The 13,479-nt window shown below is 69.8% G+C and carries 14 protein-coding genes; 9 read left to right on the top strand and 5 right to left on the bottom strand.

Annotated elements, in window-relative coordinates; translation table 11 throughout:
- On the top strand, window positions 1-452 hold a 452-nt coding region (locus G6020_RS12670), incomplete at its 5' end, for a hypothetical protein (protein ID WP_194306131.1).
- A gap of 80 nt (window positions 453-532) precedes the next feature.
- Here G6020_RS12670 and G6020_RS12665 read toward each other — a convergent pair.
- Genes G6020_RS12665 through mptB form a run of 4 tightly spaced genes read right to left on the bottom strand, consistent with a single transcriptional unit; the run spans window position 533 to window position 4,903 of the window.
- Window positions 533-1,531 (bottom strand): COX15/CtaA family protein, encoded by a 999-nt coding sequence (locus G6020_RS12665; protein WP_182610864.1) that lies wholly within the window; start codon window positions 1,529-1,531, stop codon window positions 533-535.
- A 38-nt stretch (window positions 1,532-1,569) separates the two neighbouring features.
- Window positions 1,570-2,361 (bottom strand): ABC transporter permease, encoded by a 792-nt coding sequence (locus G6020_RS12660; RefSeq protein WP_182610863.1) that lies wholly within the window; start codon window positions 2,359-2,361, stop codon window positions 1,570-1,572.
- Window positions 2,358-3,293, bottom strand: coding sequence for an ATP-binding cassette domain-containing protein (locus tag G6020_RS12655; protein WP_182610862.1), 936 nt, complete (start codon window positions 3,291-3,293; stop codon window positions 2,358-2,360). The genes G6020_RS12660 and G6020_RS12655 overlap by 4 nt, the downstream gene beginning before the upstream one ends.
- A 23-nt stretch (window positions 3,294-3,316) precedes the next feature.
- The gene (gene mptB, locus G6020_RS12650; RefSeq protein WP_182610861.1) at window positions 3,317-4,903 is read right to left on the bottom strand and encodes a polyprenol phosphomannose-dependent alpha 1,6 mannosyltransferase MptB; all 1,587 of its coding nucleotides are present in this window, start codon (window positions 4,901-4,903) and stop codon (window positions 3,317-3,319) included.
- Between the two features lie 160 nt (window positions 4,904-5,063).
- Here mptB and G6020_RS12645 point away from each other — a divergent pair, with 160 nt between their 5' ends.
- The 8 genes from G6020_RS12645 (at window position 5,064) to G6020_RS12610 (ending at window position 12,376) form a co-directional block, all read left to right on the top strand.
- A complete protein-coding gene (locus tag G6020_RS12645; protein ID WP_182610860.1) occupies window positions 5,064-5,801 on the top strand; it encodes an HTH domain-containing protein in 738 nt (245 codons plus the stop codon).
- Window positions 5,798-7,255 carry a Fe-S cluster assembly protein SufB gene (sufB, locus tag G6020_RS12640; RefSeq protein ID WP_179525315.1) on the top strand — a complete coding sequence of 486 codons (1,458 nt, stop codon included), beginning with the start codon at window positions 5,798-5,800 and terminating at the stop codon, window positions 7,253-7,255. Before G6020_RS12645 ends, sufB begins: the two co-directional genes overlap by 4 nt.
- Window positions 7,256-7,260: 5 nt before the next feature.
- The gene (gene sufD, locus G6020_RS12635) at window positions 7,261-8,469 is read left to right on the top strand and encodes a Fe-S cluster assembly protein SufD (protein WP_182610859.1); all 1,209 of its coding nucleotides are present in this window, start codon (window positions 7,261-7,263) and stop codon (window positions 8,467-8,469) included.
- Between the two features lie 56 nt (window positions 8,470-8,525).
- Complete coding sequence (gene sufC, locus G6020_RS12630; RefSeq protein WP_179525313.1) at window positions 8,526-9,296, top strand: Fe-S cluster assembly ATPase SufC; 771 nt, start codon at window positions 8,526-8,528, stop codon at window positions 9,294-9,296.
- An 18-nt stretch (window positions 9,297-9,314) separates the two neighbouring features.
- Complete coding sequence (locus G6020_RS12625; RefSeq protein WP_179525312.1) at window positions 9,315-10,574, top strand: cysteine desulfurase; 1,260 nt, start codon at window positions 9,315-9,317, stop codon at window positions 10,572-10,574.
- Complete coding sequence (gene sufU, locus G6020_RS12620; protein WP_179525311.1) at window positions 10,571-11,023, top strand: Fe-S cluster assembly sulfur transfer protein SufU; 453 nt, start codon at window positions 10,571-10,573, stop codon at window positions 11,021-11,023. Before G6020_RS12625 ends, sufU begins: the two co-directional genes overlap by 4 nt.
- Window positions 11,024-11,028: 5 nt before the next feature.
- Complete coding sequence (locus G6020_RS12615) at window positions 11,029-11,499, top strand: metal-sulfur cluster assembly factor (RefSeq protein ID WP_179525310.1); 471 nt, start codon at window positions 11,029-11,031, stop codon at window positions 11,497-11,499.
- 70 nt (window positions 11,500-11,569) lie between these two features.
- Window positions 11,570-12,376 carry a hypothetical protein gene (locus G6020_RS12610; RefSeq protein ID WP_241731306.1) on the top strand — a complete coding sequence of 269 codons (807 nt, stop codon included), beginning with the start codon at window positions 11,570-11,572 and terminating at the stop codon, window positions 12,374-12,376.
- On the opposite strand, the gene G6020_RS12605 is transcribed toward G6020_RS12610, so the two are convergent.
- A partial coding sequence (locus G6020_RS12605; protein ID WP_182610858.1) for a lycopene cyclase family protein occupies window positions 12,373-13,479 on the bottom strand: 1,107 nt, incomplete at its 5' end. The genes G6020_RS12610 and G6020_RS12605 overlap by 4 nt on opposite strands.

The following is a 13,479-nucleotide window of genomic DNA, read 5'->3' as shown; positions in this document are numbered from 1 at the left end:
CCGCCTCCCGGCCCGCCGACGCCCCTGCCGCGTCCCAGCCCGCCGCGACTCCTCCGGCGGACGAGCCGGCCGCCGAGGACAAGTCGGTCGAGAAGCAGGCGGCAGAGAAGGCGCCGTCGGAGAAGATCGATCCCATCAAGGTCGAGCGCGTTCCGGCGGGCCCGACACCGCCCCCGGGCGCCGTGAAGTTCGTCAAGAAGTTCCTCGCCCGCCATGGCGGCGCAGCCGATCTCGTCCTGCAGCCCACCGGTCGGACGGGGATCCGTCTGACGTTCGTGGGCGCCGACGGGGTCATGGACGACTACATGGTCGACACCCTCGCCGAGGCCGAGGCCGTGCGCGATTCGGTTCCCGGGCTCACCGGTTCGGACTGGACCCGTGAACTGGTCTCCCATGCCGATGTGCCCGCGGGCCACTGGAAGCGCATGGCCGGCTCCGGATCCCTGCTCTGAGACCCCGGTAGGACGAGAACGGCCCCGCCACGGCGGGGCCGTTCCGCATTCGCGTCAGGCGGGCCCTGCCGCCGGCCGGACTACGCGGGCCGCGGACTCCCGTCCGCCCGGTCCCTGATGACCGCCGAGGCCCAGAGTGCGCCGGTCACGGCGGTGATGGCCCCCGCCAGCGTCACGTGCAGGACCACCAGCACCTCGGGCACCCCCAGCTGGTACTGGGTGATCCCCACGACGGCCTGTGCCGCGATCAGCGCGATGAGGATCAGGCAGCGCCGGATGGCCGGTCCCTGGGCGCGCAACGCGAGAAGACCGAACGCCAGCCCGATGAGCAGGCAGACGTACCCGACCATCAGTTCGGCATGGAAGTGGACCAGCCACTGGATCGGCATCTGGAGGCGGTCGGCGGCCTCGATGCGGGCGTCACCGGCGTGGGGCCCGGCCCCGGTGACCATGGTGCCGGTCACCAGCACACCGGCCAGGAGCACCGCGGACAGGACGATGAGCCAGGACAACGGCGGGGGCAGGACACGGCGGGCGGGGGCGTCGTCGGCCTCCCCGATCCGGACGAACAGGACGGCCGCGAGCCAGGCCAGGATCATGGACGGGAGCAGATGGAGCGCGACGGTCCACCACACCAGGCCGGCCAGGACCGTGATGCCCCCGATCACCGCCTGCGCGAGGATCCCCGCGGGCATCGCCCACGCGAGCAGCTTGAGCCCGCGGCGACGGCCGGCACGATGGATCGCGAGCAGCAGGGCTGCCGCGATCGCGACCAGCACGAAGGTCAGGAGTCGGTTGCCGAACTCGATCGCCTGGTGCAGCGCGGGTTCGGCGCCGGCGACGGGGACGAAACTGTCCTGGTTGCACCGTGGCCAGGTGTCGCAGCCCAACCCCGAGGCGGTCACCCGGACGGTGACCCCGGTGGTCATGATGCCGATCTGGGCGAAGACGTTGGCCAGCGCGAGGCCCTTCTGCAGCCGGATCGACGGCATCGGCAGACGGGACAGCGGTCCCGCCGGTCCGGGGGGTTCGCTCGTGGCATGGCTGCCGGGGTTCGGGGCGTGCGAAGTCGAGGTCACGCCCCCGATTCTAGGCGGGCGCGCAGACGGCTCCGCGATCAGGTGAAGGAGAAGTGCCGCACGGCCAGTCCGGCGCAGACCGCGGTCCACCCGGCCAGGACCAGGGCCGCCACGGCGGGGAACCCTCCGTCGATCGCCGTGACCAGTGCGCTGGTCAGCGCGTACGACGGGACGACGACGAGGAGGTCGTGCAGCCAACCGGGCAGGGTCGCCACACCGATCGCCAGCCCGGCCGCGCCGATGAGGACGAACCAGATGAGGTTGGCCAGTGCCAGCACGACCTCGGCCCGCAGGGTCCCCCCGAGGAGGAGCCCCATCGAGGAGAACGCGACCGATCCGAACGCGATCATCACCGCGCCCACCGCCAGGCCGGCCGCTCCGGGGCGCCAGCCGAGCCCGGCCGCGATCGCACCGAGCAGGACAACCTGGCCGGCCACCAGGATCAGCGTGGCGAGGATCTTGCCGCCGATGATGACGGCCGGTGGGAGCGGGGTCCCGCCGAGTCTCTTCAGCGCGCCGTAACGACGGTCGAAGCCGACGGCGATGGCCTGTCCGGTGAACGCGGTACCCATGACGGAGAGGGTCAACACCGCCGTGATCGCGTAGTCGATCCTCGGTTGTGGGATCGAACCGAACTCGATCGCGGTGAGCGCGAACAACACGGCCACGGGGATCACCAGGGCGACCAGGAGCTGCTCACCGTTGCGCAGGAACAGTGTCAGCTCCATCCGGGTCTGCGACGCGGCCATACGGAGGAGGGGGGCGGGTGCGGACGGGCGGGCGAACGTGCCCGGCGCGAAGCGGTTGGCGCCGGTCTGGGTGTCGGTCATCGCAGGTCCCGTCCGGTCAGGTCGAGGAATACCTCTTCGAGGCTCCTGGCGCGGGTGGCCAGGGAGGTGAGCTGGACGTCGGCCTTCTCGAGCGCGGCACAGAGGGTGGTCATGAGTTCGGGGGAGACCGGGCCGTGGACCTCCAGGACCCCCGCCGCGGACCCCGTGGTCACCGTGTGGTCCGGACCGATCGCCTCACTCAGGAGACCCGGGGAGGCCTCACCGTCGACGACCAGGGTCACGCCTTCGGACGTCCCCGCCCGGGCGAGCTCGGCCGGCGAGCCGGCGGCCACACGGCGGCCGTGGTCGATGATCACGACCTCGTCGGCCAGGGCGGCGGCCTCGTCCATGAGGTGCGTCGTCAACAGTACGGCGGTTCCGTCGCGACGCATCGCCCGGACCAGGTCCCACACGGCCCGCCGGGACTGGGCGTCGAGTCCTGCGGTGGGCTCGTCGAGGAACACCAGCTCGGGTCGGCCGATGACCGCGATGGCGAGCGAGAGTCGCTGCTGCTGGCCGCCGGACAGACGCCGGTAGGGGGTGGAGACGTGGTCGCTGAGGCCGAGTTCGGCGAGGAGCCAGTCCGGGTCGAGGGGGTCTGAGTAGTAGGAGGCGACCAGACGGACCATCTCCCCGACACGCGCCGCGGGATACGCCCCGCCGCCCTGCAGCATCATGCCGATCCGGCTGCGGACCCGCTGACGGTCGGACACCGGGTCGAGCCCCAGCACCCGCAGGGATCCGCCGTCAGGTCGGAGGAATCCCTCGCAGACCTCGACCGTGGTGGTCTTGCCGGCGCCGTTGGGGCCGAGGAGCGCCATCACCTCACCGCGCTCCAGCCGGAGGTCCAGCCCGGCCACGGCCGTGGTCTCCCCGAACCTCTTGACGAGTCCCTCGACGTGGAGCGCGGGGGAGTCGGTGCGTGAGGTCACGGGAGCATTCTAGGCCGCGTCGACTACCGGAAGCGCAACAGCCCCGGCCAGCGGAACATCGCGATCAGCAGCAACGTCACGGCCACGCCGGTGGCCACCCACGCCTGGACGGTGACGAACGGCGGCAGGCCCGCTCCCGGCGGGAGTGTGAAGCAGGCGAGCACGGCGCTGACCGCCACGACGGGGATCCGGAACTCCATCCGCGAGGCCCACGCCGCGAGCGGGATCAGGGCCCACAGGACGTACCAGGGCTGGACGACGGGGAAGCACAGGACGATGGCCGCCATCGACACCCCGAGGCCGCCGACCGGGTCGATCCGCCCGGCGGAGACCGCGAACAGCATCCTCACGGTGAACACGCCGGCGATCACGAGCGCCGCGGTCTGCACCATCACCAGGATCTGGGCGGTGTGGTCGCCCAGGCCGAGGTACTGTCCGATCCCGCCGACGATCACCCCCAGGGCCGTGGGTGGCGAGAGCCAGCTGCGCAGAGACGTGGCCGCCCCGAGCTTCGTGATCCACCCGAGACCGGAGGAGGTCGCGAGCATGGCCAGGCCGGTGGTGGCACCGCTGATGACCAGCATCACCAGAGCCGCCCGCACGGTGGCGAGATAGCCGCCACCCCAACGACGGGCGAGCGCCATCCCGACGAAACCCAGGGCGACGACCGTGGGCAGTTTCACCAGCGCCGACCCGGTGACCAGGACGGTCCCCACGACGAAGAGAACCGTGGTCCGACGGCCGGACTCCGGGGAGTCCACCGCGCGGAGGGCCAGCACGAGCCCGACGGCAAGCAGCCCCATCATGAGCGACTCGGAATGGATCCCGGACACCAGGTGGAACAGCACGAGCGGGTTGGCCACCGCCAGCCAGAGCGCCGCCACGTCCGACACCCCGCAGTACTCCGCCAAGCGTGGGACAGCCCAGCCCAGCATGAGGATCCCGATGATGGCGACCACCCGGTGCAGGATCGTGCCGGCCACCACGTCGTCCCCCGTGAGCGTGTGGATCACCTTCTGCACGCCGAGGAACAGGGGGCCGTACTGGTTCGGCGTGTCCCGCCAGATGTCCGGGACGTTGACAGTCAAGGCGTGGGAGGTGCCCAGCGCCGACACGGGACCCAGCGCGTACGGGTCGTCGAGGGTGTTGCCGATCGCGCCCTGGGCCAGATAGCTGTAGACGTCCTTGCTGAACATGGGCGGGGCCAGCGCGAGCGGAATCGCCCACGACGCGATGATGCGGTCGAGTGTGGCCCTGTCGATGCGGCCGCTCAGCCGTCCCCGGCGATCCCGGCCGAGGACGTACGGGGCGAGCAACAGCCAGCAGAGAGTCACCACCACCATCCCGGTCATGACCACGGTCATGGAGGACTGCTGCACCCTGAGCCACAAGCCGAACAACCGCTCGCCCGCGACGGGGTTCTGCAGGACCGGCAGGGCGCCGGCGCCCAGGGCACCCACCGCCATCGCGACGGCCGCGGTGGTGCCGATCCTGCGGATCCGGCGGAGTCGGGCCAGTTCAGCAGACGGTGGGGCCCCGGTGAACCGCTCCTCGGTATGGAGTCGGGCAGTGACGGACCCCGCACCGCGTACCGGGAACCTGGGTGCCACTGATTTCGGCCTCTCTCCACAGTGGGTGTCGCAGATCACATTTCGACGGCACCGCCGGACTCGCGGGGGGTGGGAATATTTCCGTCACGGAAGTGTTGCGTAATATGAGGTGGTGCGTCCCGCACGGGGCGCACCGAGCATAGCCGGAAGGGAGTGGCAGATGAGCGTGCAGCACGCGTACGAGAGCAGCACGCGGCCCGACACCCGCTCGGCCGTCCGTGAACTCCTGCTGGAACGAGGAGCGCTGACCGCCGTAGAGATCGGACGAGAGCTCGGGCTGACCGCTGCCGGTGTCCGCCGACATCTGGACCAGTTGGTCGAATCCGGCGAGGTCGAGGCCACCCGGACCCGCCCGGCCGGCACCCGCGGTCGGCCGGCCAAGGCGTTCCAGGTCACCGCGACGGGCCGCAGGTCCGCGCAGCACGGGTACGACCACCTGGCGGTGGAGGCCCTGTCCGCCCTGCGACGCGTCGGCGGCACCGCCGCCGTCGCGGACTTCGCCCGCCAGCGCGTCCGCTCGGTCATCGGACACGTCCGGCCCGCCGAGGGACCGCAGGACGTCGAGCGTGCGGCGACGGACATCGCCGTCGCCCTCTCGGAGTCGGGATATGCCGCGTCGATCGAGGACGCCGGATCAGGCCTCCAGATCTGCCAGCACCACTGTCCGGTGTGGAACGTCGCGTCCCAGTTCCCGGAACTCTGCGAGGCCGAGCAGGAGGTGGTGGCCGAGATCGTGGGCACCCACGTCCAGCGCCTCGCCACCATCGCCGGCGGAGACTGCGCCTGCACCACGAACATCCCCACGGGGATGGTGACCGCCGGTGACCTGGCGGCGACCATCCCCGCAGCGGCCGGCGCAGACGCGTCGGTTCCGACCCCCGAAAGGACTGTGCGATGACCATCACCCCAGATCAGGTGACGGCCGACGTCACCGTGCACGAGCCGACCACCGATGAGGAGCGGATCGCCTCGATCGGTCAGTACAACTACGGTTGGCACGATTCCGACTCCGCCGGTGCCACAGCCCAGCGCGGCCTCTCGGAGGCCGTGGTGCGTGACATCTCCACCAAGAAGAGCGAGTCCGAGTGGATGCTCGCCAAGCGACTCAAGGCGCTGGCGACGTTCTACAAGAAGCCCATGCCCGGATGGGGTTCGGACCTGTCGGGGATCGACTTCGACAACATCAAGTACTTCGTGCGGTCCACCGAGAAGCAGGCCACCTCGTGGGAGGACCTGCCGGAGGAGATCAAGAACACGTACGACAAGCTCGGCATCCCGGAGGCGGAGAAGCAGCGTCTGGTCGCCGGCGTCGCGGCCCAGTACGAGTCCGAGGTGGTCTACCACCAGATCCGCGAGGACCTCGAGAGCCAGGGTGTCATCTTCATGGACACCGACACCGCACTCAAGGAGCACCCGGAGTACTTCGAGGAGTACTTCGGTTCCGTGATCCCGGCCGGTGACAACAAGTTCTCCGCCCTCAACACCGCCGTGTGGTCGGGCGGCTCGTTCATCTACGTCCCGCCGGGTGTCCAGGTGGACATCCCGCTGCAGGCCTACTTCCGCATCAACACCGAGAACATGGGCCAGTTCGAGCGCACGCTCATCATCGTCGACGAGGGTGCCTACGTGCACTACGTCGAGGGGTGCACCGCGCCGATCTACAAGTCGGACTCGCTGCACTCGGCCGTGGTCGAGATCGTCGTCAAGAAGGGCGGCCGCTGCCGCTACACGACCATCCAGAACTGGTCGAACAACGTCTACAACCTCGTCACCAAGCGCGCCCGGGCCGAGGAGGGCGCCACCATGGAGTGGATCGACGGCAACATCGGCTCCAAGGTGACCATGAAGTACCCGGCGGTCTGGCTCACCGGCGAGCACGCCAAGGGCGAGGTCCTCTCCGTGGCGTTCGCGGGGGAGGGTCAGCACCAGGACACCGGCTCGAAGATGCTGCACCTGGCGCCCAACACCTCCTCGAACATCGTCTCCAAGTCGGTGGCGCGAGGCGGCGGTCGCTCCGCGTACCGCGGGTTGATCCAGATCAACGCCGGTGCGAAGGGATCCAAGTCGAACGTCGAGTGCGACGCGCTGCTGGTGGACAACATCAGCCGGTCCGACACGTACCCCTACATCGACATCCGCGAGAACGACGTGACCCTGGGGCACGAGGCCACCGTCTCCAAGGTGAGCCAGGACCAGTTGTTCTACCTCATGAGCCGCGGACTGGCCGAGGACGAGGCGATGGCCATGATCGTGCGCGGATTCGTCGAGCCGATCGCCAAGGAGCTCCCCATGGAGTACGCCCTCGAGCTCAACCGCCTGATCGAACTCCAGATGGAAGGATCGGTGGGCTGACCGCCATGACCGACACCACTTCACCCACCACCGGAACCGGCCCCACCCCGGTGACGGATCGCTACGGCGTCCCCGTCACCGCCACCAAGGGCGACCAGTTCTCCTCCTTCGACGTCGGCGCGTTCGAGGTCCCGAGCCACAAGGACGAGATCTGGCGCTTCACCCCGCTCAAGCGGCTGCGCGGCATCCACGACGGATCGCGCGTCACGGCCACCGGGAACCTGCTCGTCTCCGTCGCCGAGCGTGACGGACTGACCGTCGAGAGCGTCGGGACCGACGACAAGCGGATCGGCGAGGCCGGGGCACCCCGGGACCGCGTCGCGGCGCAGGCCTTCAGCTCCGTCGACACCGCGACCGTGCTGACCGTGGCCAAGGAGACCGTCCTGGCCGACCCCGTGTACGTGACGATCGACGGACCGGGGGAGGGCGAACTGGCCTACGGCCACGCCCAGATCCGCCTGGAGCCGTTCGCCAACGCCACCTTCGTGGTGGACCAGCGCGGCGGGGGGACGGTCGCCGAGAACGTCGAGTTCATCGTCGGCGACTCGGCCCACCTCGAAGTGGTGCTCATCCAGGACTGGGATGACGACGCGCTGCACATGGCCAATCACCACCTGCAGGTCGGTCGCGACTCGACCCTCACCTACACCGCGGTGACCTTCGGTGGCGAACTCGTCCGGATCGCACCACTGGCGACGTTCACGGCCCCCGGGGGCACGGTGAACATCAACGGTCTGTACTACGCGGACGACGGCCAGCACATCGAACACCGGTTGCTCGTCGACCACTCTGTACCCCACTGCACCTCGCGGGTCCTCTACAAGGGCGCTCTGCAGGGCGATGCGTCGTCGAACCTGCCCGACGCCCACACCGTGTGGATCGGCGAGGTCCTCATCCGCGCCGCCGCCGAGGGGACCGACACCTACGAGATGAACCGCAACCTCGTCCTCACCGACGGGGCCCGCGCGGATTCGGTGCCGAACCTCGAGATCGAGACCGGTGAGATCGCCGGCGCCGGCCACGCCAGCGCGGTGGGACGATTCGACGAGGAGCACCTGTTCTACCTCATGTCCAGGGGTATCGCCGAGGACGTCGCCCGGCGCCTGGTCGTCCGTGGCTTCTTCGGAGAGGTGATCAACCGCATCGGCGTGCCGGAGGTACGTGAGCGGATCGCCGAGGCCGTCGAGCTGGAACTGCAGTCCTCCGGGATCTGATCCCAGACCCCCGAGAGACCACCCCCGAAGACTTCACAAAGATTGCGAGCACACCAATGACCATTCTCGAGATCAAGGGCCTGACCGCCCGCGTCGCGGCAACGGCCGACTCGGCCGAGACCGTCGACATCCTCAAGGGCGTCGACCTGACCATCGAGTCGGGGATGACCCACGCCATCATGGGCCCCAACGGCTCCGGCAAGTCGACCCTCGCCTACGTCATCGCCGGCCACCCCAAGTACGAGGTCACCGGCGGGACCGTCACGCTCGACGGCGAGGACGTCCTGTCGATGGAGGTCGACGAGCGCGCCCGCGCCGGCCTGTTCCTGGCCATGCAGTACCCGACCGAGATCCCCGGGGTCTCGACCGCCAACTTCCTGCGCACCGCGGCCACCGCGGTCCGGGGCGAGGCACCCAAGTTGCGGCACTGGGTCAAGGAGGTCAAGGAGGCCATGTCCGACCTCGACTTCGATCCGGCCTTCTCCGAGCGCAGCGTCAACGAGGGCTTCTCCGGCGGCGAGAAGAAGCGCCACGAGATCCTCCAGCTGGATCTGCTCAAGCCCAAGATCGCCGTGCTCGACGAGACCGACTCCGGTCTCGACGTGGACGCGCTGCGCGTGGTGTCGGACGGCGTGAACCGCTACCGGTCGGAGGAGAACGGCGGAATCCTCCTCATCACGCACTACACCCGCATCCTTCGGTACATCACGCCCGACCGCGTCCACGTCTTCGTGGACGGCCGGATCGCCGCCTCCGGTGGGGCGGAGTTGGCGGACGAGCTCGAGGCCGAGGGGTACGAGAAGTACCTCACGCCCGCGAACGCCTGATCGGACAGCTGGGAGAACATGACCTCGACCCTCGACATCACGGCCGTCCGCTCGGATTTCCCGATCCTGCAGCGGACGGTCCGTGACGGAAAGCCCCTGGTCTACCTGGATTCCGGGGCGACCTCGCAGCGCCCGATCCCGGTACTCGACGCGGAGCGGGACTTCCTCCTGAGCTCCAACGCGGCCGTCCACCGGGGCGCACACCAACTGGCCGAGGAGGCCACCGACGCCTACGAGGACGCGCGTGCCGCGATCGCCGGGTTCGTCGGGGCCGATGTGGACGAGCTCGTGTTCACCAAGAACGCCACCGAGGCGCTCAACCTCGTCGCCTTCGCGCTCGGGGACGACCGATTCGGTCCGTACTCCGTGGGCCCGGGTGACGAGGTCGTGATCAGCGAGCTCGAGCACCACGCCAACCTGGTGCCGTGGCAGGAGTTGTGCCGCCGCACCGGTGCCACGCTGAAGTGGTACGGCGTGACCGACGACGGACGGATCGATCTCGATTCTCTCCGGTTGACCGACGCGGTCAAGGTCGTCGCGCTGACCCATCAGTCCAACGTCACCGGCGCGGTGACCGACGTGGCGCGCGTCGTCGAGGCCGCGAAGGCGGTGGGCGCGCTCGTCGTGTTGGACGCGTGCCAGTCCGTCCCGCACATGGCCGTGGACTTCCACGGACTCGGGGTGGACTTCGCCGCGTTCTCCGGACACAAGATGCTCGGTCCCACCGGCATCGGCGTGCTCTACGGACGTCGGGAGCTGCTCCGGGCCATGCCGCCGGTGCTCACGGGCGGATCGATGATCTCCACCGTGACCATGGAGAAGTCGACCTACGCCGACCCGCCCCAGAGGTTCGAGGCCGGTGTGCCGATGGTGTCGCAGGCCGTGGGCCTCGCCGCCGCCGTGCGCTACCTCGAAAGCGTGGGGATGGAGACGGTCGCCCGTCACGAGGAGTCGCTCACCGCGGCCACCCTCGAGGCCCTCGGCCAGATCCCCGGCATCCGGATCGTCGGTCCCCGTGACATGGTCGCGCGGGGCGGTGCCGTCTCCTTCGTGGTCGACGGCGTCCACGCCCACGACGTGAGCCAGGTCCTGGACGACGACGGTGTCGCGGTACGGGTGGGACATCATTGTGCGTGGCCGCTGCACCGCCGACTGGGCGTGCAGTCCACGGTCCGGGCCTCGTTCGCGCTGTACAACACCCTCGACGAGGTCGAGGTGCTCGCCCGGTCGCTGCGCCGGGCCCAGCAATTCTTCGGAGTGGGAGGTGCGCGGTCGTGAAGCTCGAACAGATGTACCAGGAAGTCATCCTGGACCACTACCGACACCCGCACCACAGCGGGTTGCGGGAGCCCTTCGGGGCCGAGGTGCATCACGTCAACCCGACCTGCGGCGACGAGCTGACGCTGAGGTTGCAACTCTCCGACGACCGGTCGACGATCGAGGACGTGTCCTACGACGCGCAGGGGTGCTCGATCAGCCAGGCGTCCACCTCGATGATGGCCGACCTCATCGTCGGCCGCACGGTGTCGGAGTCCCTCGAGGCCTACGACGCCTTCCACGAGATGATCTCGTCCCGCGGGAAGCACGAGGGCGACGAGGAGATCCTCGACGACGCCGTCGCCCTGTCCGGGGTGTCCCGATACCCGGCGCGCGTCAAGTGCGCGCTGCTGGGCTGGATGGCATACAGGGACGCTCTCGGCCGACAGACCGAACAGCATCAGGAGTGAATGACATGACCGAGCAGATGACCCCGGCCAACGACCCGTCGGTCGACGACGCGACGTCGGCGGAGGAGAACGCGACCGCGGCGGGCACCGTCTACAACGGCGAATTCCGCCCCGACCCCAATCGCCCCGAGCAGTCGGAGGAGGACCTCGCGTTGGTCGCCGACCTCGAGGAGGCCATGCGCGACGTGGTTGATCCCGAGCTCGGGATCAACGTGGTGGACCTCGGGCTGGTCTACGACATCTGGGTCCGCCCGGGGGAGACCGAAGGGTCCACCATCGCGCGCGTGGACATGACGCTGACCTCCGCGGCCTGCCCGCTGACCGACGTGATCGAGGACCAGGCCCGAAGCGCGGTGGTGGGTTCCGACCTGGCCAACGACCTCGAGCTCAACTGGGTGTGGATGCCGCCGTGGGGTCCTCAGATGATCACGGACGACGGCCGGGAACAGCTCCGGGCGATCGGCTTCACGGTCTAGCCGCCTGCGGGAGGACCGCCAGCGACCTCCCGGGGTCGCTGGCGGTTCTCCGGGTGTTTACCCTGGCCGCATGGCCCCACCCGCGGATGACATACCGACCGGAGCGCCACCGGACCACGATCGAGACCCGGGGGTAGCCTACTATCGCCTGTCCCGGGCGGCCAGGTGGCTGCTGCTGCCCTCGGTTCTCCTGGCGCCGCTGTCCGGGATCCTGTACGTCGTGGTCCGATCCACCGGGAGCTACGAGCGGGATCACGGGTGGAACCTGCTGTGGAGCGCGTTCGACATCGGGGGCGAGGGGAACATCGCGGTCTGGTTCGCGGCCACGATGTGGCTGCTCGTCGCCGCCCTGGCCGCGCTGGCAGCCCTCACCTCTGATCGGTTCCGGGCGTCGTGGTGGCTGTTCTCCACCGTGGCCGTCATCGCCTCGGCCGACGAGGCGGCGCAGCTCCACGAGCGACTCTTCTATTTCGGTGACCGCCTGGCGCCGGCGGTGCCGGGGGATCTCCACTACAGCTGGGTCATCCCCGGGACCGCCATCGCGCTGGTGGTCGCCGCGCTCCTCATCCGCCTGGTCCTCGCCCTCCGAACCCGGGTGACGGTCGGGCTGATCGGCTCCGCGGTGGTGTTCCTCCTCGGAGCGCTGGTCATCGAGTCAATCTCAGGGATCGTGGAACGCGACCAGGGGATGTCCGACCTGTATGTGGCGATCATGTACGTCGAGGAGACCTTCGAACTGATCGGTGTGGCGTGGGCCGTGATCGCGCTGGCCTCGATGTTCCGCCTGACCCGGAGTCCCAAGGCACTCGCCCTCACCTTCGACGGATTCTCCCCGTCGCCGGGTGATGCGGGGCCGCGGCGCCGAGACTCGGGTTAGCCCGATCGAGCACCGACGGCGGGACGGGGGCGCCGCCGGACGACGGCGGCGATCATCCCCACCTTGTCCCGTGCGGGCATGATCACCCACATGTCCCACATCGCCAGCGCCAGCTGGTACGAGGGGCTCGCGCCGTCGAGGAACCACCGCTGGCGACGAGCGTCGATCCGGCCGAACGCGCCGAACAGTTGCCTCAGGGTCCGGGCGTCGGCGCGCAGGAGAACGCGGAGCCCGATCCTGTGCAGCGCGGTGCTCGCGGGGGACCGGGGCGCCGGGATCGGGAATCCGGTGCCGAGGGCGTGCACCGCGCCGGGGACCGCCGCCAGCATCGAGGCCACCGAATACCCCGTCGCCGCGTGGCCGTGTCCCCCGGCGGTGCCGAAGGCCTCGATCCGGGGGGCTCCGGACCCACCACCTCGGGGCAGGAGCGGGATCCGCACCCGCTCCACCTCGAGCGGCGCATCGATGGCCGACCGCGCGACCCCGCGTCGCAGGAGCCTCGACCGCAGCCGGGCCTCCAGGTCGACGGGATCCGGTGCGGGCAGCCCCGCCAGACACGTCTCCTCCACCAGGACCCTGCCGGCACCCAGGGGTATCGCGTACAGGAAGCTCGGGCCGAGTTCGTCGTCGTCGTGGTCCGTCCGCCAGTCCATGAACAGCGCCGGATCACCAGCGAGGGCGGGGGCGGCGTCCTCCGCGTCCAGGACGATCCCGTAGGCGGTCTGGAGGGGCCCTCGGTTGGCGGAGCCACCGGCGCCGCGGCAATCCACCACGCGGTGCGCCCGGGCGGTCAAGGCAGGCAACGCGGCATCGTCGACGGCCGTGGTCTCGACGGTCACGCCGGCTCCGAGAGGCAGTGCCTCGCGCAGGGCGTCGTTGTCGAGCACGCTGTAGGCCCGGTCCACCACGGCCCGGTCGGGGGAGTAGTGCACCGGCGCGTGGACGGAGTGTGCCAGGACGTCGACACCGCACGACGCCACCGAGAGCCACGGGGGGAGCTGGTCGGCCCACAGGGAGAGCGTCTGGCGCCACGGCGCGTCCGGTTTCGGATCGATCGCGAGGACGCTCAGGCCCGCGGCGGCGCAGCGGGAGGCGAGCGCGCG

Source organism: Dietzia sp. B19 (genome assembly GCF_014145155.1).
Taxonomy (GTDB): Bacteria; Actinomycetota; Actinomycetes; order Mycobacteriales; family Mycobacteriaceae; genus Dietzia; species Dietzia natronolimnaea.
This window is presented reverse-complemented; position numbering and strand designations above follow the sequence as displayed.